The sequence below is a fragment of the Frigoribacterium sp. CFBP 8766 genome, assembly GCF_014841435.1.
Lineage (GTDB): Bacteria > Actinomycetota > Actinomycetes > Actinomycetales > Microbacteriaceae > Frigoribacterium.
Genome location: NZ_JACYTX010000001.1, coordinates 1,073,137 through 1,092,983, shown reverse-complemented (window position 1 = coordinate 1,092,983; position 19,847 = coordinate 1,073,137). Strand labels below are relative to the sequence as shown.

At 71.4% G+C, this 19,847-nt stretch carries 25 protein-coding genes and 2 tRNA genes; 13 read left to right on the top strand and 14 right to left on the bottom strand.

Going from position 1 to position 19,847, the window contains the following annotated elements:
• Positions 1-56 precede the first annotated feature (56 nt).
• The 3 genes from IFT90_RS05190 to IFT90_RS05180 all read right to left on the bottom strand — a co-directional run bounded on the left by IFT90_RS05190 (position 57) and on the right by IFT90_RS05180 (position 2,282).
• Positions 57-1,031, bottom strand: a complete 975-nt coding sequence (locus IFT90_RS05190) for an Fpg/Nei family DNA glycosylase (protein WP_192041234.1) — start codon at positions 1,029-1,031, stop codon at positions 57-59.
• A gap of 100 nt (positions 1,032-1,131) precedes the next feature.
• Positions 1,132-1,617 carry a ribose-5-phosphate isomerase gene (locus tag IFT90_RS05185; protein WP_192041233.1) on the bottom strand — a complete coding sequence of 162 codons (486 nt, stop codon included), beginning with the start codon at positions 1,615-1,617 and terminating at the stop codon, positions 1,132-1,134.
• Positions 1,618-1,655: 38 nt separating this feature from the next.
• A complete protein-coding gene (locus IFT90_RS05180) occupies positions 1,656-2,282 on the bottom strand; it encodes a DsbA family protein (RefSeq protein ID WP_192041232.1) in 627 nt (208 codons plus the stop codon).
• Positions 2,283-2,376: 94 nt separating this feature from the next.
• Between IFT90_RS05180 and pepN the strand changes: the two genes are divergently transcribed.
• The 3 genes from pepN to IFT90_RS05165 all read left to right on the top strand — a co-directional run bounded on the left by pepN (position 2,377) and on the right by IFT90_RS05165 (position 6,524).
• Positions 2,377-4,917, top strand: coding sequence for an aminopeptidase N (pepN, locus tag IFT90_RS05175; RefSeq protein WP_192041231.1), 2,541 nt, complete (start codon positions 2,377-2,379; stop codon positions 4,915-4,917).
• Between the two features lie 141 nt (positions 4,918-5,058).
• Positions 5,059-6,066 carry a mechanosensitive ion channel family protein gene (locus tag IFT90_RS05170; RefSeq protein WP_244644739.1) on the top strand — a complete coding sequence of 336 codons (1,008 nt, stop codon included), beginning with the start codon at positions 5,059-5,061 and terminating at the stop codon, positions 6,064-6,066.
• 50 nt (positions 6,067-6,116) lie between these two features.
• Positions 6,117-6,524: a globin gene (locus tag IFT90_RS05165; RefSeq protein WP_123548365.1), complete on the top strand. Its 408-nt coding sequence runs from the start codon at positions 6,117-6,119 to the stop codon at positions 6,522-6,524.
• On the opposite strand, the gene IFT90_RS05160 is transcribed toward IFT90_RS05165, so the two are convergent.
• Positions 6,505-7,170, bottom strand: coding sequence for a hypothetical protein (locus tag IFT90_RS05160; protein WP_192041230.1), 666 nt, complete (start codon positions 7,168-7,170; stop codon positions 6,505-6,507). The two genes, IFT90_RS05165 and IFT90_RS05160, sit on opposite strands and share 20 nt — an antisense overlap.
• Before the next feature lie 21 nt (positions 7,171-7,191).
• On the opposite strand from IFT90_RS05160, the gene IFT90_RS05155 reads away from it, so the two are divergent.
• The gene (locus IFT90_RS05155; protein ID WP_192041229.1) at positions 7,192-8,064 is read left to right on the top strand and encodes an acyl-CoA thioesterase II; all 873 of its coding nucleotides are present in this window, start codon (positions 7,192-7,194) and stop codon (positions 8,062-8,064) included.
• Between the two features lie 48 nt (positions 8,065-8,112).
• Here IFT90_RS05155 and IFT90_RS05150 read toward each other — a convergent pair whose 3' ends face one another.
• The 6 genes from IFT90_RS05150 to msrA form a co-directional block, all read right to left on the bottom strand.
• Entirely contained in the window at positions 8,113-8,586 is a 474-nt protein-coding gene (locus IFT90_RS05150) for a thioesterase family protein (RefSeq protein ID WP_192041228.1), read from the bottom strand.
• Between the two features lies 1 nt (position 8,587).
• Complete coding sequence (ettA, locus tag IFT90_RS05145; RefSeq protein ID WP_123548364.1) at positions 8,588-10,273, bottom strand: energy-dependent translational throttle protein EttA; 1,686 nt, start codon at positions 10,271-10,273, stop codon at positions 8,588-8,590.
• A 27-nt stretch (positions 10,274-10,300) separates the two neighbouring features.
• Complete coding sequence (locus IFT90_RS05140; RefSeq protein WP_192041227.1) at positions 10,301-10,762, bottom strand: hypothetical protein; 462 nt, start codon at positions 10,760-10,762, stop codon at positions 10,301-10,303.
• Between the two features lie 84 nt (positions 10,763-10,846).
• Positions 10,847-11,431: a single-stranded DNA-binding protein gene (locus tag IFT90_RS05135; RefSeq protein WP_192041226.1), complete on the bottom strand. Its 585-nt coding sequence runs from the start codon at positions 11,429-11,431 to the stop codon at positions 10,847-10,849.
• Positions 11,432-11,544: 113 nt separating this feature from the next.
• Positions 11,545-11,805, bottom strand: a complete 261-nt coding sequence (locus IFT90_RS05130) for a methyltransferase (protein WP_192041225.1) — start codon at positions 11,803-11,805, stop codon at positions 11,545-11,547.
• A gap of 63 nt (positions 11,806-11,868) precedes the next feature.
• Positions 11,869-12,396 (bottom strand): peptide-methionine (S)-S-oxide reductase MsrA, encoded by a 528-nt coding sequence (gene msrA, locus IFT90_RS05125; protein ID WP_192041224.1) that lies wholly within the window; start codon positions 12,394-12,396, stop codon positions 11,869-11,871.
• A gap of 34 nt (positions 12,397-12,430) precedes the next feature.
• Between msrA and IFT90_RS05120 the strand changes: the two genes are divergently transcribed.
• The 3 genes from IFT90_RS05120 to IFT90_RS05110 all read left to right on the top strand — a co-directional run bounded on the left by IFT90_RS05120 (position 12,431) and on the right by IFT90_RS05110 (position 14,827).
• Positions 12,431-13,450 (top strand): aldo/keto reductase, encoded by a 1,020-nt coding sequence (locus IFT90_RS05120; RefSeq protein ID WP_192041223.1) that lies wholly within the window; start codon positions 12,431-12,433, stop codon positions 13,448-13,450.
• Between the two features lie 141 nt (positions 13,451-13,591).
• Positions 13,592-13,900: a hypothetical protein gene (locus IFT90_RS16845; RefSeq protein ID WP_244644738.1), complete on the top strand. Its 309-nt coding sequence runs from the start codon at positions 13,592-13,594 to the stop codon at positions 13,898-13,900.
• 84 nt (positions 13,901-13,984) lie between these two features.
• A complete protein-coding gene (locus IFT90_RS05110; RefSeq protein ID WP_192041222.1) occupies positions 13,985-14,827 on the top strand; it encodes a hypothetical protein in 843 nt (280 codons plus the stop codon).
• Between the two features lie 82 nt (positions 14,828-14,909).
• On the opposite strand, the gene IFT90_RS05105 is transcribed toward IFT90_RS05110, so the two are convergent.
• From IFT90_RS05105 to IFT90_RS05095, 3 genes are all read right to left on the bottom strand, one after another.
• A tRNA-Arg gene (locus IFT90_RS05105) sits at positions 14,910-14,985 on the bottom strand.
• A 49-nt stretch (positions 14,986-15,034) separates the two neighbouring features.
• Positions 15,035-15,295: a thioredoxin family protein gene (locus IFT90_RS05100; RefSeq protein WP_192041221.1), complete on the bottom strand. Its 261-nt coding sequence runs from the start codon at positions 15,293-15,295 to the stop codon at positions 15,035-15,037.
• Positions 15,296-15,379: 84 nt separating this feature from the next.
• Positions 15,380-15,664, bottom strand: a complete 285-nt coding sequence (locus IFT90_RS05095; RefSeq protein WP_192041220.1) for an oligoribonuclease — start codon at positions 15,662-15,664, stop codon at positions 15,380-15,382.
• Between the two features lie 129 nt (positions 15,665-15,793).
• On the opposite strand from IFT90_RS05095, the gene IFT90_RS05090 reads away from it, so the two are divergent.
• The 6 genes from IFT90_RS05090 to IFT90_RS05065 all read left to right on the top strand — a co-directional run bounded on the left by IFT90_RS05090 (position 15,794) and on the right by IFT90_RS05065 (position 19,218).
• A complete protein-coding gene (locus IFT90_RS05090) occupies positions 15,794-16,231 on the top strand; it encodes a MarR family winged helix-turn-helix transcriptional regulator (protein WP_192041219.1) in 438 nt (145 codons plus the stop codon).
• Positions 16,228-17,487, top strand: coding sequence for an MFS transporter (locus IFT90_RS05085; RefSeq protein ID WP_192041218.1), 1,260 nt, complete (start codon positions 16,228-16,230; stop codon positions 17,485-17,487). The genes IFT90_RS05090 and IFT90_RS05085 overlap by 4 nt, the downstream gene beginning before the upstream one ends.
• Before the next feature lie 98 nt (positions 17,488-17,585).
• Positions 17,586-18,206: an oligoribonuclease gene (gene orn, locus IFT90_RS05080; protein ID WP_123548205.1), complete on the top strand. Its 621-nt coding sequence runs from the start codon at positions 17,586-17,588 to the stop codon at positions 18,204-18,206.
• Between the two features lie 40 nt (positions 18,207-18,246).
• A tRNA-His gene (locus tag IFT90_RS05075) sits at positions 18,247-18,322 on the top strand.
• Positions 18,323-18,523: 201 nt separating this feature from the next.
• The gene (locus IFT90_RS05070; protein ID WP_192041217.1) at positions 18,524-18,766 is read left to right on the top strand and encodes a hypothetical protein; all 243 of its coding nucleotides are present in this window, start codon (positions 18,524-18,526) and stop codon (positions 18,764-18,766) included.
• 170 nt (positions 18,767-18,936) lie between these two features.
• On the top strand, positions 18,937-19,218 hold the full coding sequence (locus tag IFT90_RS05065) for a metallopeptidase family protein (RefSeq protein WP_192041452.1): 282 nt from the start codon (positions 18,937-18,939) through the stop codon (positions 19,216-19,218).
• Here the strand turns inward: IFT90_RS05065 and IFT90_RS05060 are convergent.
• Positions 19,215-19,835: an ATP-binding protein gene (locus IFT90_RS05060; protein ID WP_371812112.1), complete on the bottom strand. Its 621-nt coding sequence runs from the start codon at positions 19,833-19,835 to the stop codon at positions 19,215-19,217. The two genes, IFT90_RS05065 and IFT90_RS05060, sit on opposite strands and share 4 nt — an antisense overlap.
• Positions 19,836-19,847: the final 12 nt, after the last annotated feature.

Here is a 19,847-nt window from a genome sequence, read left to right as displayed (position 1 = left end):
GCACAGGTTTCAGCCTCGATTGAAAGCTGTGACACGCACGTAACACGGCACGGCGCTCAGACCTGGTCGACCGGGCACCAGTAGAGCTTCCGACCCGCGGCCATCTCCATCACGATGTTGGTGCCGCAGACCCGACAGGGCAGGCCCTCACGGTGGTAGACCCAGTGCCGGTCGGCCCGGCTGCGCAGGGCCTTCGCGTGCTGTGCCTTCGTGAGCCCGTCCATCGTCATCATCTGCCCGAGCTCGACGCCGCTCCTGAGCAGCTTCGTCCAGTCCTTGTAGATCGCCTTCAGCACGTCCTCGGGCACCTGGTTGCCGGGGGTGTGCGGATCGAGCCGCGCGCGGAAGAGCAGCTCAGCGCGGTAGATGTTGCCGATGCCGCTCACGACGCTCTGGTCCATCAGCAGCAGGCCGATCGGGGTGCGCTTCTTCCGCACCGTCGTCACGAAGCGGTCGCTGCCCTTCTTGGGCGAGTCCACGAGGGGGTCCGGGCCGAGCTTGGCGATGGCCGTGTCGACCCCGGCGGCGTCGAGGACCTCGCACTTCGTGGGGCCGCGCAGGTCGCCGACGGCCGTGTCGGTGAGCAGGCGCACGCGCACCTGGCCGACGGGCTCGGGCGGGAACGACTCGATGTCGTCCTCGGCCTTCTCCTGCTCGGCCATCCGGACGCGACTGCGACGCGGCGCCCCTATGCTCGCCATCGAGTCCTCGCCGTCGTCGTCGGGGGCCGCCTCCGCCTTGCGGGTGCGAGCCCGACGCGTCCGCGACTCGGCCATCGAGTGGCCCGTGGCGATGTCGCCCGCGAAGTCCCACGCGCCGTAGAGGCCGAGGTGCACGTGCAGCCAGAGGCCGTTGTCGAACTCGAGGAACATCTGCTTGCCGACGGCCTTGGCGTCGACCATGGTCGCGCCGTCGAGCTTCTCGGCCCCGGCGGCGAACCGCCCCTGGGGCGAGCTCACCTCGCACCGGCTCCCCACGAAGGTCTGCTCGAACTGGTTGGCGATGCGGTGGACGGAATGGCCCTCGGGCACGGCGGCACCTCACTGGCTGGGTCGATCGGGCGGAGCCGATCCGACGGGGGACGACGGAGCGGCGGGGCCCGGAGGTCCCGCCGCTCCCGACGTTACGTCGTCAGTCGACCGGGTGCCCGGCGATCGCCCCGGTGGTCTCGTACTCGCCCACCTGGGCGATGCGACGGACGTGACGCTCGTCGTGGCTGAAGGGCTCGGCGACGAACGCGTCGATGAAGGCCAGCGCCTCCGCCTCCGTGTGCTGACGGGCGCCGATGGCGATCACGTTCGCGTCGTTGTGCTGACGGGCGAGCTTCGCCGTCGAGTCGTTCCAGACCAGGGCGGCACGGACGCCCTCGACCTTGTTCGCGGCGATCTGCTCGCCGTTGCCCGAGCCGCCGAAGACGACGCCGAGGGCCTCGTGGCCGGCCCGTTGGTCACGGACGACGGACCGGGCCGCCGCGATGCAGAACGACGGGTAGTCGTCGAGCGGCTCGTAGCTGGTCGGGCCGTGGTCGGTGACGTCGTGGCCGGCGTCGGAGAGGTGACGGATGACGGTCTTGCTGAAGTCGAGACCGGCGTGATCGGTCGCCACGTGGATGCGCATGCTGTCGATCCTAGGACGGCCCGGGCCACGGCCCTGCGTCAGTCGAAGATCGGGCCGACCGTGCGCGTGCGCTTGATCTCGAAGAAGCCCGGGTACGAGGCGGCGGCGACCACGCCGTCCCACAGGGTCAGTGCGATCTCGCCCTTCGGCGCCGGCGAGATGACGGGACCGAAGAAGGCGGTGCCGTTCACGGCGATCACGGGCGTGCCGACGTCCTGGCCGACGCGGCCGATGCCGTCGAAGTGGCTCGCCCGCATCTGCTCGTCGTACTCGTCCGAGTCGGCGTGGGCGGCGAACTCGGCGGGCAGGCCGACCTCGGCGAGCGCGGCGGGGATGACGACGTCGGCGTCGGTCTCGCCGCCCGGGTGGATGCGGGTGCCGAGGGCGTCGTAGAGAGGCTTCACGATCTGCTGGCCGTGCAGCTCGCCGGCGGCGGTGACGAGCCGCGTGTAGCGCAGCATCCGGGCGAAGGCGGCCCTGTACTCGTCGCTCACGTCGTTGTCCTCGTTCAGCACCGCCAGGCTCATGATGTGGAACGTCACGTCGAGGTCGCGGTGACGGGCGACCTCGTCGACCCAGCGGCTGGTCATCCAGGCCCAGGGGCAGGAGGGGTCGAACCAGAAGTCGACGGAGGTGTGGGGCGCGGGGGCGACGGTGTCGGTCATGCCCCCAGTGAACACCCCGGCGTCGGGGGGCCGGTCTAGGCTCGTCCGGGGACCACGAGTCCCGCAACGACACCTGAAGACGGATGGAGCAAGCGTGCCCGGAGAGAACCTGACCCGACTCGAGGCGCAGGAGCGCAAGAGCGTCGTCGACGTGCAGTCGTACGAGATCGAGCTCGACCTGACCCGCGGGGCCGAGGTCTTCGGCAGCTCGACGACCGTCCGCTTCACCGCGACGGCCGGCGCCTCGACGTTCATCGACGCCCTCACGCGCACCGTGCACTCGGCCACGCTGAACGGCACGGCCCTCGACGTGGCGGCCGTGAACGACGGCGTCCGCATCCAGCTCGACGACCTCGCCGCCGACAACGTGCTCGAGGTCGTCGCCGACGCCGAGTACACGAACACCGGCGAGGGCCTGCACCGCTTCGTCGACCCGGTCGACGACGAGGTCTACCTCTACTCGCAGTTCGAGGTGCCCGACAGCCGCCGCGTCTTCGCGGTCTTCGAGCAGCCCGACCTGAAGGCGACGTTCCAGTTCACCGTGACCGCCCCCTCCCGCTGGCAGGTCGTCTCGAACCAGCCGACGCCCGAGCCCGCCGTCGACGGCGAGGTCGCCACCTGGACGTTCTCGCCCACCCCGGTGCTCTCGAGCTACATCACGGCGATCGTCGCCGGCCCCTACGACGTCGTGCGCAGCGAGCTCACGAGCTCGGACGGCCGCACGATCCCCCTCGGCATCTTCACGCGTCGCTCGCTCACCGAGTTCCTCGACGCCGACTACATCTTCGAGAAGACGCGTCAGGGCTTCGCCTACTACGAAGACAAGTTCCGCTTCCCGTACCCGTTCGACAAGTACGACCAGCTCTTCGTGCCCGAGTTCAACGCCGGCGCGATGGAGAACGCGGGCGCCGTCACCTTCGTCGAGACCTACGTGTTCCGCAGCAAGGTGACCGACGCGATCAAGGAGCGCCGGGTCGTCACGATCCTGCACGAGCTCGCCCACATGTGGTTCGGCGACCTCGTCACCATGAAGTGGTGGAACGACCTCTGGCTGAACGAGTCGTTCGCCGAGTGGGCGTCGACCATCTCGACGGCCGAGGCCACCGAGTGGACCGAGGCGTGGACGACGTTCCAGGCGATGGAGAAGAGCTGGGCCTACCGCCAGGACCAGCTGCCCTCGACGCACCCCGTCGTCGCGACGATCAACGACCTGGAGGACGTCCAGGTCAACTTCGACGGCATCACCTACGCCAAGGGCGGGTCGGTGCTGAAGCAGCTCGTCGCGTGGGTCGGCATCGACGCCTTCTACGCCGGCGTCGCCGCGTACTTCCAGAAGCACCACCACTCGAACACCGAGCTCCGCGACCTGCTCGTCGAGCTCGAGGCCACCTCGGGGCGCGAGCTCACGAGCTGGAGCGAGAAGTGGCTCGAGACCGCGGGCGTCAACACGCTGCGTCCCGAGATCGAGACGGACGCCGACGGCGTCATCACCTCGTTCGCCCTCCTGCAGGAGGCGCCGGCCGACTACCCGACGATCCGCCCGCACCGCCTCGCGGTCGGCCTCTACGACTTCGACGGCGACGCCCTCGTGCGGACGCACCGGGTCGAGATCGACGTCGACGGAACCCGCACCGACGTGCCCGAGCTCGTCGGCCAGCGCCGCGGGGCCCTCGTGCTCACCAACGACGACGACCTCGCCTACGCGAAGATCCGCCTCGACGAGCAGTCGCTCGCCACCGCGATCGAGCACCTCGCGGCGATCTCCGACCCGCTGGCCCGCGCCCTCGTCTGGGGCTCCGTCTGGGACGCCACGCGCGACGCCGAGACCTCGCCCTCCGACTACGTCCGCCTCGTGCTGTCGAACATCGCGAGCGAGACCGAGTCGACGACGATCCGCACGACCCTGACCCAGCTGGTGCAGACGGCCCGCAGCTACGTGGCGCCGTCCCGCCGGGCCGAGGTGCTCGCCGAGGTGGGCGACCGCCTCCTCGAGCTGGCGAAGGAGGCGGAGGCCGGGTCGGACGCGCAGTTCCAGTTCGTGAAGTTCTTCGCCGCCGCCGCGTCGACTCCCGCGCACGCCGACGCGCTCCGCGCCCTGCACGACGGGTCGCTGGCGCTCGACGGGCTCGAGGTCGACACCGACCTGCGCTGGGAGCTGCTCGAGGGCCTCGTGCTCGTCGGCGCCGCCGGCGAGGCCGAGATCGACGCCGCGCTCGAGGCGGACAACACCGCCAACGGCGCCCAGGCCGCCGCACGCGCCCGCGCGGCGATCCCCACGGCCGAGGGCAAGCTCGCCGCCTTCGCGTCGGTGGTCGACAGCGCCGAGCAGCCGAACGCCATCGTGCGTGCGACCGCCCAGGGCTTCCAGCACACGAACGACCCGGCCGTGCTGCAGCCCGTGGTCGAGCGCTACTTCTCGTCGCTCACCGGCATCTGGGAGTCGCGCAGCTACCACATCGCCGACACGCTCGTCTCGGGCCTCTACCCGGCCGGGCTCGCCGACCAGCAGCTGGTCGACGCGACGCGCGCCTGGCTCGACGCGAAGCCGGACGTGCCGGCGCTCCGCCGCATCGTGGTCGAGAGCCTCTCGGGCGTCGAGCGCGCCCTGCGCGTGCAGGCGGTCGACGCTCGCTAGTCACGAGGCGCGGGCGTCCCTCGGGGGCCGCGCGCGCCTCCTGCGTCACCGTCGGACGGCGGGCCCTGCTCACAGGGTCCGCCGTCCTCGCGTCCAGGCTGCTCCCGGGCGGCGTCGGCGGCTCGTGCGAAGCTTGACGGGATGATCGACTTCTTCGCTGACCCTGCCACCGACACCCCTCCCGTCGAGTTCGACTGGGCAGCCTTCTGGACGATGTGGGGCATCCCCATCCGCATCCTGGCGATCGTGGTCGTCGCGGTGCTGCTGCGGGTCGCGCTGCACTTCATGATCCGCCGCGTGGTCGACCAGGTCGTCAGCGGGATCAAGCGCAAGCAGAACGTCGACGACACCCAGGCCCTGATCGCGTCGCCCCTGCAGGCGGTCCGCGTCGTGCAGCGCACGCGCACCCTGGGCAGCGTCCTGAACAACGTCGTCACGGTGCTCATCGCCGGCGTCGCCCTCGTCCTCGTGCTCGGCGAGCTGAGCTTCGACGTCGTCGCCATCGTCGGCGCGGCCAGCGTGGTGGGCGCCGGCCTGGCGTTCGGCGCCCAGAACATCGTGAAGGACCTGCTCAACGGCATCTTCATGGTCGCGGAGGACCAGTTGGGGGTCGGCGACGTCGTCGACGTCGGCCCCGCGACCGGGGTCGTCGAGGCCGTGGGCATCCGCGTCACGCAGATCCGCGACGTCAACGGCGTGCTCTGGTTCGTCCGCAACGGCGAGATCCTGCGCGTCGGCAACATGTCGCAGGGCTGGACCCGGGTCGTCATCGACCTCGCGGTGCCCTACGAGGCCGACGTCGACACGGTCCAGGCGGCCATGCTCAAGGCGGCCACCGACATGGCGGCGCTGCCGAAGTGGGGGCGGAGCATGATCGACGCCCCCGAGGTCTGGGGCCTGCAGTCGATCGCCGAGGAGCACGTCGTCATCCGCATCGTGTCCAAGACCAGGTCGTCCGAGCGCGACAACGTCGACCGCGAGCTCCGGTCGCGCCTCAAGAAGGCGACGGACGAGCTGGGCATCACGCTCCCCTCGCTCAGCAGCGTCGTCCTCACGGGCTTCGACGGCGCCTCCTCGGTGCAGGGCGCCCGCCCGCCGCAGACCGTGCCGACCCCGCACGTCCGATCCACGAAGGGCAAGCGCTCGTGACCGACCTCCCCCTCGGCCCGCCTCCTGCGGGCGCCTCCCAGCCGATCACCCTGCGCAGCGGCGCCGGGCGTGACGACGCCCAGGGCAACTTCTGGCAGCAGATCGGCGGGCGGCCGACCTTCGAGCGGCTCGTCCGCCGCTTCTACGAGGGCGTGCAGACCGACGACGTGCTCTGGCCGATGTACCCGGAGCACGACCTCGAGGGCGCGATCCAGCGCCTCGCCGGGTTCCTCGAGCAGTACTGGGGCGGCCCGACCACGTACAGCGACGAGCGCGGCCACCCGCGGCTGCGGATGCGGCACATGCCGTTCACGGTCACGCCGGAGGCGCGCGACCGGTGGCTGCACCACATGCGCACCGCGGTCGACGAGCTCGAGCTCTCGCCCCTCCACGACGCGACGCTGTGGGCCTACCTCGACAGAGCGGCCCACGCCATGGTCAACGCCCCCGGCGCTTGACCAGGACGTGCCCGCGGCTGGTCGTCAGCCGGGTCCAGGCACCCGTCTCGTAGAGCGAGACCGCCTCGCCGTCGCCGAGGAACCCGAGGCTGAGCGCCGCGAACGCGGCCCCGGCCGGGACGGCCTCGACGCCCTCGACCGGGCGTGACCACACCTCGGACCGCACGCGGTGGACGATCTGCTCGCCCGCGTTCTCGGGCAGGGCGGAGGCGATCTCGTCGATGCCCGCCGTCGCCGCGGCGTCGAGCGCGGGGGCGTCGGCGGCGCCCTTCGGCACCCAGCCGCCGCGCGGTGGCGAGATCGCCGCCCACGTGACCGTCGCGACCTCGATCGGCAGGGTGACCGTCACGGGCGCCGTCGGGTCGACGACGTCGTTCTGCAGCCGGACGAGCCGCTCCTTCAGCGAGCGGACGGGGACCACCGCGTCGAACTCGGGTGCGTCGTCGAGCTGGAAGGTGCGGAGGCCCAGCACCGTCGGGCTCGAGTCGAGCAGCCCCAGCGGGTAGAAGACGGCGGCGTACACCGCGAGGACGCCGGAGCCGGCGACGAGGCGCACGGAGCCGTCCTCGACGCGGCCGGCACGGCCCAGGAAGGTCGCGAGGTCGCTGAGGGACAGGGAATCGGGGAGGGCGAATGTACGGCTCATCGGCCCCCTAAACTACATCGGATGAGCGCCGATCCCCTGCAGAACCTGCTCGCCACCCTCGACCTCGCCCCGGCCGGCATCGTCGGAGGACAGGACGTCTTCACCGGCACGTCGCAGCCCGAGCCGCTCGGCCGGGTCTTCGGCGGGCAGGTCATGGCGCAGGCGCTCGTCGCCGCCCAGCGGACCATCGTCGGCGACCGACCCGTCCACTCGCTGCACGGGTACTTCCTCCGGCCGGGCGACCTCACGATCCCCATCACGTTCACGGTCGACCGCATCCACGACGGTCGGTCGTTCGCCACCCGCCGGACGCAGGCGTCCCAGGACGGACTGCCGATCTTCTCGATGATCGCGTCCTTCCAGACGCCGGACGACGGCCTCGAGCACCAGGTCGCCATGCCCGACGGCCTGCCCGAGCCGGAGGACGTGCCGAGCGACGCCGAGCTGCTCGGCGCCGTCGACCACCCGATCGCCCAGGCCTGGGCGGCCGATCGGGCATTCGACATGCGTCACGTGCCGTCGCCGGTCTACTTCAGCGTCGAGGGCGCCCGCGTCGAGCACCAGGCCGTGTGGCTGCGCGCGACGGGCGCCCTGCCCGACGACCCCGACCTGCACCGCGCCTCCTTGCTGTACGCCAGCGACTACACGCTGCTCGAGCCGATCTACCGGCGCCACGGCGTGCCGCTCGTGACGCCCGGGCTCAAGGTCGCGAGCCTCGACCACGCCATGTGGTGGCACCGCCCGGCCCGCGTCGACGAGTGGCTGCTCTACGTGCAGGAGTCGCCGACAGCCGTGGGCGGCCGCGGGCTCTCCCTCGGGCGCATCTACGACCGCTCGGGGACGCTCGTCGCGAGCGTCGCCCAGGAGGGGATGGTGCGGGTCCCCCGCGCCTGACCCGGCCGAGCGCGGCCGACGGCAACGATCAGCGGCTCACGGCCCGGATCAGCGACGTCGGAACGTCAGCGGGTCCTCGACGAACGGCGTCCAGGCGGCGCGCTCGTCGTCCGTGATGCGTCGCGGCGTCCCCGACGCCGTGTCGACGAGGACGATCGAGGTCGACGCCTTCGTGTAGAGCACGGCGGGCTCGACCGCCGCGGGCGACCAGACCTCGTAGCAGACCTCGAGGCTGGCACCGCCGAGACGGCCGATCCAGATCTGCACGTCGAGGGGCGCGCGGAGGTACGGCACCGGTACCAGGTACTCGAGCTCCTGTCGCGCGATGAGGGTCATCGTGGCGGCGTCCGGCCGGCCGTCGAGCACGGCGGCGCCCGACGTCTCGCCGACCGTGCCGTCCGACACCCAGAACGCGTCGATGCGCGCCTCCTCCAGGAGGCGCAGCATCGACGCGTTGTTCACGTGCCGGTACGCGTCCAGGTCGCTCCAGCGGACCCGGGTCGGCACGTGCAGTCGGGTCATCTCAGTCGCGCGTCAGCTTGCGGTACGTGGCGGAGCTGGGCTTCGCCGCGTCGGCGCCGAGACGCTCGATCTTGTTCTCCTCGTAGGACTCGAAGTTGCCCTCGAACCAGTACCAGTTGGGGGTGCCGTCGTCGTTCAGGCCCTCCCACGAGAGGATGTGCGTCGCGATCCGGTCGAGGAACCACCGGTCGTGGGTGATGACCACGGCACAGCCGGGGAACTCGAGCAGCGCGTTCTCGAGACTGCCCAGGGTCTCGACGTCGAGGTCGTTGGTGGGCTCGTCGAGCAGGAGGAGGTTGCCGCCCTGCTTGAGGGTCAGGGCCAGGTTGAGGCGGTTGCGCTCACCGCCGGAGAGCACCCCGGCCTTCTTCTGCTGGTCCGGGCCCTTGAAGCCGAACTGCGAGACGTAGGCCCGCGAGGGGATCTCCGTCTTGCCGACCGTGATGTAGTCGTGGCCCTCGGACACGACCTCCCACAGGTTCTTGTTCGCGTCGATGCCGCCGCGGCTCTGGTCGACGTACGAGATGTCGACCGTCTCGCCGACCCGCAGGTCGCCGCCGTCGAGGGGCTCGAGGCCGACGATCGTCTTGAAGAGCGTGGTCTTGCCGACGCCGTTCGGGCCGATGACCCCGACGATGCCGTTGCGGGGCAGCGTGAAGGTGAGGTCGTCGATCAGCACCCGCTCGCCGAACTGCTTGCGCAGCTTCTTCGCGTCGATGACCTGCGAGCCGAGACGCGGCCCGACGGGGATCACGATCTCCTCGAAGTCGAGGACCCTCGTGCGCTCGGCCTCGGTCGCCATCTCCTCGTAGCGGGCGAGACGAGCCTTCGACTTGGCCTGGCGGCCCTTGGCGTTGCTGCGCACCCACTCGAGCTCGGACGAGAGGCGCTTGGCGAGCTTCGCGTCCTTCTTGCCCTGCACCTGGAGGCGCTCGCCCTTCTTCTCGAGGTAGGTCGAGTAGTTGCCCTCGTAGGGGTAGAGGCGGCCGCGGTCGACCTCGGCGATCCACTCGGCGACGTGGTCGAGGAAGTACCGGTCGTGCGTGACGGCGAGGACGGCGCCGGGGTACTTGCTGAGGTGCTGCTCGAGCCAGAGCACGCTCTCGGCGTCGAGGTGGTTGGTGGGCTCGTCGAGGAGCAGCAGGTCGGGCTTCTGCAGCAGCAGCTTGCAGAGCGCGACGCGGCGCTTCTCGCCGCCCGAGAGGTTCGCGACCTCGGCGTCGCCCGGGGGCGTCCGCAGGGCCGACATGGCCTGCTCGAGCTGGGAGTCGAGATCCCACGCGTCGGCCGCGTCGATCTCCTCCTGCAGGGTGCCCATCTCGGCGAGCAGCGCGTCGAAGTCGGCGTCGGGCTCGGCCATCGCGGCCGACACCTCGTTGAAGCGGTCGAGCTTCTGCTTGATCGGGCCGACGCCCTCCTGCACGTTCTCGAGGACGCTCTTCGTCTCGTCGAGCTCGGGTTCTTGCATGAGGATGCCGACGGTGTAGCCGGGCGAGAGCTTGGCCTCGCCGTTGCTGGGGGTGTCGAGCCCGGCCATGATCTTGAGGATCGTGGACTTGCCGGCACCGTTGGGGCCGACGACGCCGATCTTGGCGCCGGGGATGAACGACATGGTCACGTCGTCGAGGATCAGCTTGTCGCCGACCGCCTTGCGGGCACGGACCATGGAGTAGATGTATTCGGCCATGCCCACCAGTCTATCGGTGGGGCGCCGTCACCAGTCGATCGTGCGGGTGGTGCCGACCAGGCAGGACCCGGTGCCGAGGACGGGCGCGACCTCGCTGGCGAACCCGGTCGCCCCGGTCTGGCCCACGAGGCAGTCGCTGCCCCAGAGCACCGAGAACTGCACGGTGTCGGCCGCGCGCCCGATCGACGTCGAGTCCGGGGTCACCTGCATGGCCGCCTTGTCGAAGCCCGCCGCCGTGAGCGTGTCGACGATCGTGCGGCCGTCGCCGGCTCCGCCGCCGTCGAGGTGGCGCGACACCGTCATGTCGAAGAACGCCTTGGCCTCGTCGGTCGTCGAGTCGGCCGTGAGCGTCGGGTCGGGCGCAGGCGTCGCGCCGTCCGTGGTCGGCACGGGGCTCGGGGCGGTCTCGCCCGACGTGCAGCCGGCGAGCGCGACGGCGACGAGCACGACGGCGCCCGCGCGCAGGGCGACGAGTGGGAGACGGGTCACGGGGGGCCTTCCTCGGCGGGCCCGGTCAGGGCCGTGACGATCCTACGACGCGGGCCGGGGTCGGATGCCGACGCCCCCGGCGGGTCAGAAGGGCGGCACGCCCACCCGGTCGACGGCGTCGGCGGGTTCGTGGCGGGCGGCCTCCCCGGTGGTGCCGGCCGCCGAGGGGGCCTGCTCGTCGAGGGCGGGGCCGCCGCCCGTGGCCCATCCGCCGGACGTGGAGGCGGGCGTCTCGACAGCGGGAGCCGTCGCGGCGTCGTCCGCCGCGCCTCCTGCGGTCGCCTCGGACGCGCCCGTGGGTGCCGCCGCAGCCGACGTCGAGCGGACGAACGCCGAGCGGCCCCAGCGCAGGTCGTGGCCGATCGCGTCCGCGTCGACCTCGACGGTCGTGCCCGACTTGTCGCCGGCCTCCCACGCCCGGACGCGGAGGCGGCCGAGGACGACGACCCGCTCGCCCTTGTGGAGGCTCTGCCCCGCGTTGGCGCCGAGCGACCGGAAGGCGGTGACGGTGTACCAGTTCGTGTCGCCGTCGACCCACTCGTCCTTGACGCGGTCGAAGCGCCGGTGGGTCGAGGCGAGCCGGAAGCTGGCGATGTCGAGGCCGGCCTCGGTGGTGACGACGCGAGGGTCGGTGGCGATGATCCCGGTGAGGGTGATGGTGTCTGTCATGCGGGGAGTCTCACGGGACCGGGCCGGTGGGCGGGCGGGCACCGCGCCTCCTTGTGGAGGGGGTGCCCGGCCCGTCGCGACGGGGAGGGACGAGGGGTGTCGCCCCGAGGAGCTCAGTGCTCGTGGAACTCCGGGTACTCGGCGCCGGGGCCGAGGGCTGCGAAGAGCGCGCTCTTGGCCACGGCCAGGGTCGGGTACTCGCCGCTCTGCTCGGGCCGGCCGACGAGACGGACGACGAACCCGTCGACCGTGCGTCCGATCGACCCGACCGTCCCCGCCGGTCCGACGGCGACCCAGGTCTGGCCGGCGGACTCCGCGGCGTCGGTCGTGCTGGTCGTGCTGGTCGTGCTGGTCGTGCTGGTCTGGTCGCTCATCGTCGAGCACCGTCCTCTCTGCAGTGGATCATCGAGTGCGCCGCGCAGCTGCACGGCGCACGCTCAGGTCGCGAGCACCCACCTCGCGAAGCTCTTGCGCACCTTCGTCACCTTCGGCAGCGCGACGGCGGTGCAGTAGCCCTGGCCCGGGTTCTTCACGAAGAAGTCCTGGTGCTCGGGCTCGGCCTCGGTCCACGGGCCGAGTCGCTCGATCGTCGTGACGACGCCTCCGCCCCACGTCTCGGCGGCCCGGTCGCGGGCCGTCTCGAACAGCTCGACCTGCTCGTCGTCGGCCGCGAACATCGCCGACCGGTACTGCGTGCCGACGTCGGCGCCCTGTCGGTCGAGCTGCCGCGGGTCGTGCAGCGTGAAGTAGACGTCGAGCACGACGTCGGCCGGGAGGACCTCGGGATCGAACGTCACCGCGACCGCCTCGGCGTGCCCGGTCGTCCCCGTGCAGACGTCGTCGTACGAGGGGTGCGCCGTCCGGCCGCCGGTGTAGCCGGACACGACCACTGAGACCCCGTCGAGGGTGCGGAACACCGCGTCTAGGCACCAGAAGCAGCCGCCGGCGAGCACGAACGTGGTCATGTCGGCGAGGGTACTCCCGCCCTAGGCTGACGACATGAGATCACCCTTCACTCCCTACGTCGCCGACGACGAGCGGTACTCGAAGCTGGACTACGTCCGCACCGGGCGCAGCGGCCTCAAGCTGCCCCGCATCTCCCTCGGCCTCTGGAACAACTTCGGCACCGACCGCGCCCTCGAGACGCAGCGCGACATCGTGCTGCGCGCCTTCGACCGCGGCGTCACCCACTTCGACCTCGCGAACAACTACGGGCCGCCCTACGGCTCGGCCGAGGAGCAGTTCGGCCGCATCCACGCCGCCAACCTCGTCCCTTACCGGGACGAGCTCGTGATCTCCACCAAGGCCGGCTACGACATGCGGCCCGGGCCCTACGGCGACGGCGGCTCGCGCAAGTACCTGCTCAACTCGCTCGAGGCCAGCCTCGAGCGCACCGGCCTCGACTACGTCGACGTCTTCTACTCGCACCGACCCGACCCCGAGACCCCGATCGAGGAGACGATGGGCGCCCTCGCGACGGCCGTGCACCAGGGCAAGGCGCTCTACGCGGGGATCTCGAACTACGGCCCGGAGCAGACGCAGGCGGCGATCGACGCCCTCGCCGACGAGGGCGTGCCGCTGCTCATCCACCAGCCGCGCTACAACATGTTCGACCGCGCACCCGAGCGGGGGCTCTTCGACACCCTGCTCGAGAACGGCGTCGGCTCGATCGTCTTCTCGCCGCTCGCCGGCGGCCTGCTGACGAACAGGTACCTCTCGGGCAAGGCCCCGGCCGGGTCGCGCGCCGCCGAGGGCCGCTGGTTCACCGAGGACGCCCTGGACGAGACCTACCTCGAGCGCGTGCGCGGCCTGAACGAGATCGCGGAGGCGCGCGGCCAGTCGCTCGCCCAGCTCGCCCTGACCTGGGTGCTGAGGCAGCCCGCCGTGACGAGCGCCCTCATCGGCGCGTCGTCGGTCGCGCAGCTCGACGACAGCCTCGACGCCCTGCACGGCGCGGGGCTGAGCGACGACGAGATCGCCGCGATCGAGCCGTTCGCGGTCGACGGCACCGACCGCTGAGACGCGGGGTCCTCCCGGGACCGCACCGTCACGCCGCCCGCTCCCCTCGAGGGTGCGGGCGGCGTCGTCGATGTCGGTGGTCGTCCGTACCGTGGTGCTCGTCCTCGACAGCATCGGCCGGATGACCTCCAGGAGCACCACGTGACCCTCACGAGCACCACGATCCTCAGCCCCGACGCCACCCGCGCCGCCACGACGCCCCCCGCCGTCGCGGCGACGCGCGAGGCCCTCACCGAGACCCGCGGCGGCCTCCGCCTGGTGCAGGTCCGCGACGACCTCGCTCGGGTCACCCGGGCCGGGGGCGAGGTGCTCGGCTACGTGGAGCGGCTCGACGACCCGCTCGGCGACCGCTGGCGGGCCAAGCGCTTCGTCGCCCGCGAGCGTCGGTTCGTCGAGATCGGCGAGTTCTGGAGCCGGTCCGACGCGACGGACTGCTTCCGCTTCGCCTGAGCACGCTGAACGGCGCGCGACACGCTCGGCGGCACTCCTGTCGGTGCCCCGACGACCTTCGACCTCAGCTGTAGAGTTCGCCGCATGCAGTGGTGGAACAGCTTCGTGGAGTGGGCGTCGTCGGACGCAGGGTGGCGCATCGTCAGCGGGGCCGTCGTGCCCTTCGTGGCGATCGTCCTGGCAGGCGTGCTCGCCGCCCTGATCGGCCGTGCGGCCATGCGCCGCGTGGTCGCGATGCACGACGACGAGGCGAAGGCCACGGCGGTCGCGGGCATCGTCTCGGCCGCCCGCAAGGCCGCGATCTGGAGCTCGCTCGGGCCGGAGGAGCGTGCCTACGCCGACCACCTCGCCCAGGAGAGCGAGGTGCGGCTCCGCCTGCTGCCGGTCTCCGGAGCAGGTACCGCGGCCAGCTGGGCCGAGCACGAGATCGCGGAGCTCAAGCGGAACTCCGCGAGCTTCAGCTACGACTCGGGGCACGCCCTCGACGAGCTGCGCGACCGACTGATCGAGTGGCAGAACAAGCCCGGGCGTGCGAAGAAGCTCTTCAAGGCCGACCTCGAGCGGTGGAGCTACGAGGAGGCGGACGTCGACAAGGGCCTCGACGCACGGCAGAAGGCCTGGGACGCGGAACAGGCGGCCACGGCGTCTCGCGAAGCACGCCCGACCATGTCGGCACAGCCCGCGCAGCCCGCACAGGCCGCGCAGACGGGAGCACCGGCCTACGAGCAGTGGCGCTCGCCGGTCTCCCCCGCGACACGTCCCGCCGACGAGCCGGCCCCGGCTCGCGAGGCCCCGTCCGAGACCCGCGCCACGGCGGTCCTGACGTCGTCGCCTAACGACGACACGGACGTCGACCCGGACACGACGTCGTACGGCCAGCAGGTCAGCGCCCAGGACGTCCGCCGCCGGACCTCGCCCGACGCCTGACGCCCGGCCATCACGTCACGGTGCCCTCGGCAGGAATCGAACCTGCGACCAAGAGATGAGAAGCACCACGTGGATCACGTCATGGTGCCCTCGGCAGGAATCGAACCTGCGACCAAGAGATTAGAAGGCTCCTGCTCTATCCGCTGAGCTACGAGGGCGTGCCCCCACGATAGCGCGTGGGTCCGGTCCCCCCGGGCGGCGACGCCGTCAGACGGCGAGGGCCAGCGCGCTCAGCACCTGGTCGAGGCGAGGTGCGCCCGCCGCGCGGAACACCTCGGTGCCGTCGTCGGTGAGCACGACCATGGTCGGCGTGCTCGTGATGCCCCGCGCCTCGGCCTGGTCGGCACGCGCGGCGACGTCCGCCTCGTCGACCACGAGGGCAGGGACGAGGGCCTGAGCGTCGGCCACGACGGCGCGGGCCGCGTGGCAGGGAGCACAGAAAGCGGACGTGTACAGCTCGAGCTTCATGGCCGGGACAACGAGGAGGCGCGGGGGAATGTTCCCCGCGCCTCCTCGTGTCGCGTCGACTCCCTGCGGAGCCGACGACCTGCCTCAGTTGTCGAGGTCGTCGTTGCGGTCCTCGGGGTCCTCGACCGGGTCGCTGTCCCTGACGTCGAGCGAGTAGTGGACCTGCAGCTGCTCGCCGACCATCTTCGCCTCGCCGGCCGTGTAGACGAAGCCCGTCTCGAGGCCGTCGATCAGGACGTAGTCGACGATCTCCTCGTCGTAGGAGCCGTTGGTGCTGATGCGCGTGTCGGTCCGGCCGTCGCTCGGGCCGCCCTCGAAGAAGACGACGTACTCGGATCCCTCGGCCACGGTGGGCTTGCTGTCTGTCATGGAGCCGTTCTACCAGGAGGCACCGATCCCTCGCCCAGCTTGGGTGCGCCTCCCCCGGGATCCGCCCGTCCACGGTCGCGAGACCCATTCACATTGCCAAGCTATATAGATCGGCTATACACTTGCCGGATGACTTCACAGCCGACCGACATCCTGGAGAACCTCCTGACGTCGACCCATCGCCTGACGCGGATCGCCGCGCAGGAGACCGGCCGCACGACCTCGCCCGCCGTCTGGCGCACGCTCTCGATCCTCACGACCGACGGCTCGATGCGCGTCGGCGACCTCGCCCGGACGAGCCGCGTCAGCCAGCCGACGATGACCAAGCTCATCCACGGCCTGGCCGACGACGAGCTCGTCCGCCGCATCGCCGACGTCGACGACTCCCGCGCCTGGCTCATCGCCATCACCCCCAAGGGCACGGAGGCGCTGGCCGAGTGGAAGGGCCAGCTCGCGACCGCGCTCGGCCACCTCTTCGACGACCTCGACGACGACGAGTGGCGCGTGCTCGACCACGCCGCCCAGCTGCTGAGCACCCGCGTCGCGTCCGAGGCGGTGTCCGCATGAGCGCCGCGACCCACGGCGCGGCCGCGAGCACCGGCACCGCGAAGCCGAGCATCCTCAAGCAGCCCACGGCCGTCTGGGCGATCGCGTTCGCCTGCGTCGTCGCCTTCATGGGCATCGGCCTCGTCGACCCGATCCTCCCCGCCATCGCCGAGTCGCTCAAGGCGACCCCGACGCAGACCGAGCTGCTCTTCACCAGCTACCTGGCCGTCACCGGCATCGCGATGTTCTTCACCAGCTGGGTCTCGAGCCGCCTCGGCGCCAAGAAGACGCTCATGATCGGCCTCGCCCTGATCGTCGTCTTCGCCGTGCTCGCCGCCACGAGCGGCGACGTGTGGGAGGTCATCGGCTTCCGTGCCGGCTGGGGCCTCGGCAACGCCCTCTTCATCTCGACCGCGCTCGCGACCATCGTGGGCGCCGCCTCCGGGGGCACCGCCTCCGCCATCATCCTGTACGAGGCCGCCCTCGGCCTCGGCATCGCGATCGGTCCCCTCATCGGCGGCCTGCTGGGCTCGGTGAGCTGGCGCGGACCGTTCTTCGGCGTCACCATGCTGATGGCGATCGCGTTCATCGCCATCGCGGTCTTCCTCAAGGGCGGCGCGATCGAGAAGCCGACGCCCACGAGGCTGTCGGCGCCGTTCCGCGCCCTGGCCGTGCCGGCCCTCGGCACCCTCGCGGCGACCGCGTTCTTCTACAACATCGGCTTCTTCGTCCTGCTGGCGTACACCCCGTACCCGCTCGGCTTCGGCGCCATGGGCATCGGCCTCACCTTCTTCGGCTGGGGCGTCGGCCTCGCGATCACCTCCGTGTGGGTCGCCCCGCTGCTGACCGCCCGGATGAAGCGGACGACGGTGCTGCGCATCGCCCTGCCCCTGCTGACGCTCGACCTGCTCGCGGCGGCGCTGTTCGTCGGGACGCCCGCGGCGCTCGTCACCTGCGTCGTCGTCGGCGGCCTCGTGCTGGGCGTGCTCAACACGGTGCTCACCGAGAGCGTGATGGAGGCGACCGACCTGCCCCGCTCGGTGGCGTCGAGCGCGTACTCGGCCGTCCGCTTCATCGGCGGCGCGATCGCCCCGCCGGTGGCCACGCTCCTCGCCGACGTCATCGCGCCGAGCGCCGCCTACGTCTTCGCCGCCGCGAGCGTCGCCGTCGGCCTCGTGATCATCCTCGCCGGGCGTCGCGCCCTGCGCCGCGTCGACGACGGCCCCGAGTCGACCCGCGTCGAGGCCGAGGCGATCTCGGCCGGCGAGGTCTCGTAGCCGCGACCCGCGCGCCCGGCCCGGCCCGCGCCTCCCCCGCCCACGAGACGAGGAGGCGCGGGCCGGGCCGTGTCGTAGCCCCGGACTAGAGTGGCGGCATGGCTACGACGAACGACCGACTGGTGTGGATCGACTGCGAGATGACGGGCCTCGACATCGCCGTCGACGAGCTGGTCGAGGTGGCCGTCGTCGTCACCGACTTCGACCTCGTGCCCGTGCACCCCGGCTTCACCATCGTCATCAAGCCCGACCAGTCGGCCCTCGACAACATGGGCGACTTCGTCACCGAGATGCACACGACCTCCGGGCTGATCGACGAGATCCCGAACGGCGCCAGCCTCGCCGAGGCCGAGTACGAGGTGCTCGAGTACATCCTGAAGTACGTCCCGACCGAGCAGCACGCGCCCCTGGCCGGCAACACGATCGGCACCGACCGCGCGTTCCTCGCCAAGTACATGCCGCGCGTCGACGGCCACCTGCACTACCGCAGCGTCGACGTCTCCTCCATCAAGGAACTGGCACGCCGCTGGTTCCCCCGCGTCTACTTCAACGCGCCCCAGAAGCACGGCGGCCACCGTGCCCTCGCCGACATCCTCGAGTCCATCCGCGAGCTCGAGTACTACCGCCGCGCCGGCTTCGTCGCCGACCCCGGCCCCACCACCGACGACGTCCAGGCGATCTCGAAGGCCGTCGTGGACGAATGGGCGCCCCGGCTGTAGTAGAGTCTTCTCGTTGCGATCGCTCCGGCAGTCGCGCATGGTGGGTATAGCTCAGCTGGTAGAGCGCCTGGTTGTGGTCTAGGAGGCCGCGGGTTCAAGCCCCGTTACTCACCCCAAGGGAAAGGCCCTGCCCTACTCGGCAGGGCCTTTTTGGGGTTCCGTGCCTACTTGTCTCCGACGCGTTCCGCGTCGGAGACGTCGTGGAAGGCCGAGAAGGTGCATCGGCAGCGGCGCAACTTCGCTTCGCTCGTCGTCTCCGTACGCACGGGAGCGATGGCGCGAGGACGCCCGAGGCACCCGGCTGGTAGGACGGTCAGATGGTGACCAGCGTGGCGACGAGTGACAGGCCGATGCCGTGGTGGGGGCTCGTGCTCGTCGGGGTCGCCCTCGTGGTCACGGGCATCCTCGCGCTCCTGGCCTACAGCTACTGGGGATGGGAACGTCGCGTCGAGGCGATGGCCGTCATCAACCCCCCAGCGGGCATCTTCTTCGTCGTCTGGGGCCTCGGCCGCGGGGCCCGACAGGCGGCGCGGCGCCTCCGCACCCGGACCGGCCGCTGAGACCTGATCGGGCGCCACCACCGTCGGCGGTCAGGGGGGTGTGGGACGCTGGGCCGGTGGACGACGAGAGAGCTGACGGCGCGGCGGCGGCGGGCATCGACCCGGCGACGCTGAGCCTCGCGCGGTTCGACGAGCTGGTCGTGGCCGAGCTCGACGAGCTGCCCGACGACATGGTCGACGGCCTCGACAACGTCGTCTTCGTCACCGACGACCGCCCCGAGGACGGCTCCCTCGACCTGCTCGGCCTCTACGACGGCGTCGCCCTCACCGAACGCGGCACCTACGGCTTCGGCGAGCTGCCCGACCGGATCATCCTCTACCGCGAGCCACACCTCGCCGTCGTCGACACCGAGGACGAGCTCCGCGACGAGATCCACGTGACGCTCGTGCACGAGATCGCCCACTTCTACGGCATCGACGACGACCAGCTGCACGCGCTCGGCTGGGCCTAGCCCGCCGAGCCGTCGACGGCGGCGTCGCTCGAGCCGTCCCTCGAGCCGTCGAGCCCGACGTCCACGACGACGTCGGCGAGGCCGCGTGGGTCCTCAGCCGCGAGGTGCCGCTCCTCCTGCTCGGCCCACACGTCCCACCACGGCTCGTAGGTCGCGCCGTCGCGCCGCAGCGCCCGGGCTCGCCGCGTCTCGTCGTCGAGCTCCAACCAGACGCGCAGCGTCGCCAGGGCCGAGGAGGCGCGGGTCAGCGCCCCGGCGCCCTCGACGACCACCGAGACGGCCGGGTCGAGCGTGCGCCGCTCCCCCGGCACGCCGTGCTCCCAGTCCCACGTGGTCCACCCTGGGTCCGCTGCCGCGAGGATCGTCGACTCGACCACCCGAGACGCCGCCTCGAGCCCGTGCCACCCCGGGTACACGTCGTCGAGGTGGACGAATTGGACCGGCCCGAGCCGGTCGACGGGCCAGTCCGCCACCAGCCGTCGAGCCAACGTGGTCTTGCCCGAGCCCGAGCGGCCGTCGATCAGCAGCACCACGCGGTCCTGGCCGACCCGCGCCTCCTGCGCCCTCGTCAGCAGGTCGACGACGACACGACGCGCGTCGGCGTCAGGCCGGCCCACGTCGGCAGCCCC

Bases quoted from the DNA above. Each gene is read 5' to 3' on its own strand.
- IFT90_RS05120 (WP_192041223.1), top strand. From the start codon at position 12,431: ATGAGATCACCCTTCACTCCCTACGTCGCCGACGACGAGCGGTACTCG.
- IFT90_RS05185 (WP_192041233.1), bottom strand. From the start codon at position 1,617: ATGCGCATCCACGTGGCGACCGATCACGCCGGTCTCGACTTCAGCAAG.
- IFT90_RS05095 (WP_192041220.1), bottom strand. From the start codon at position 15,664: ATGACAGACAGCAAGCCCACCGTGGCCGAGGGATCCGAGTACGTCGTC.
- IFT90_RS05100 (WP_192041221.1), bottom strand. From the start codon at position 15,295: ATGAAGCTCGAGCTGTACACGTCCGCTTTCTGTGCTCCCTGCCACGCG.
- IFT90_RS05160 (WP_192041230.1), bottom strand. From the start codon at position 7,170: ATGAGCCGTACATTCGCCCTCCCCGATTCCCTGTCCCTCAGCGACCTC.
- IFT90_RS05155 (WP_192041229.1), top strand. From the start codon at position 7,192: ATGAGCGCCGATCCCCTGCAGAACCTGCTCGCCACCCTCGACCTCGCC.
- IFT90_RS05070 (WP_192041217.1), top strand. From the start codon at position 18,524: ATGGTGACCAGCGTGGCGACGAGTGACAGGCCGATGCCGTGGTGGGGG.
- ettA (WP_123548364.1), bottom strand. From the start codon at position 10,273: ATGGCCGAATACATCTACTCCATGGTCCGTGCCCGCAAGGCGGTCGGC.
- IFT90_RS05170 (WP_244644739.1), top strand. From the start codon at position 5,059: ATGATCGACTTCTTCGCTGACCCTGCCACCGACACCCCTCCCGTCGAG.
- IFT90_RS05180 (WP_192041232.1), bottom strand. From the start codon at position 2,282: ATGACCGACACCGTCGCCCCCGCGCCCCACACCTCCGTCGACTTCTGG.
- orn (WP_123548205.1), top strand. From the start codon at position 17,586: ATGGCTACGACGAACGACCGACTGGTGTGGATCGACTGCGAGATGACG.
- IFT90_RS05150 (WP_192041228.1), bottom strand. From the start codon at position 8,586: ATGACCCGACTGCACGTGCCGACCCGGGTCCGCTGGAGCGACCTGGAC.
- IFT90_RS05090 (WP_192041219.1), top strand. From the start codon at position 15,794: ATGACTTCACAGCCGACCGACATCCTGGAGAACCTCCTGACGTCGACC.
- msrA (WP_192041224.1), bottom strand. From the start codon at position 12,396: ATGACCACGTTCGTGCTCGCCGGCGGCTGCTTCTGGTGCCTAGACGCG.
- IFT90_RS05135 (WP_192041226.1), bottom strand. From the start codon at position 11,431: ATGACAGACACCATCACCCTCACCGGGATCATCGCCACCGACCCTCGC.
- IFT90_RS05065 (WP_192041452.1), top strand. From the start codon at position 18,937: ATGGTCGACGGCCTCGACAACGTCGTCTTCGTCACCGACGACCGCCCC.
- IFT90_RS05130 (WP_192041225.1), bottom strand. From the start codon at position 11,805: ATGAGCGACCAGACCAGCACGACCAGCACGACCAGCACGACCAGCACG.
- IFT90_RS05110 (WP_192041222.1), top strand. From the start codon at position 13,985: ATGCAGTGGTGGAACAGCTTCGTGGAGTGGGCGTCGTCGGACGCAGGG.
- IFT90_RS05085 (WP_192041218.1), top strand. From the start codon at position 16,228: ATGAGCGCCGCGACCCACGGCGCGGCCGCGAGCACCGGCACCGCGAAG.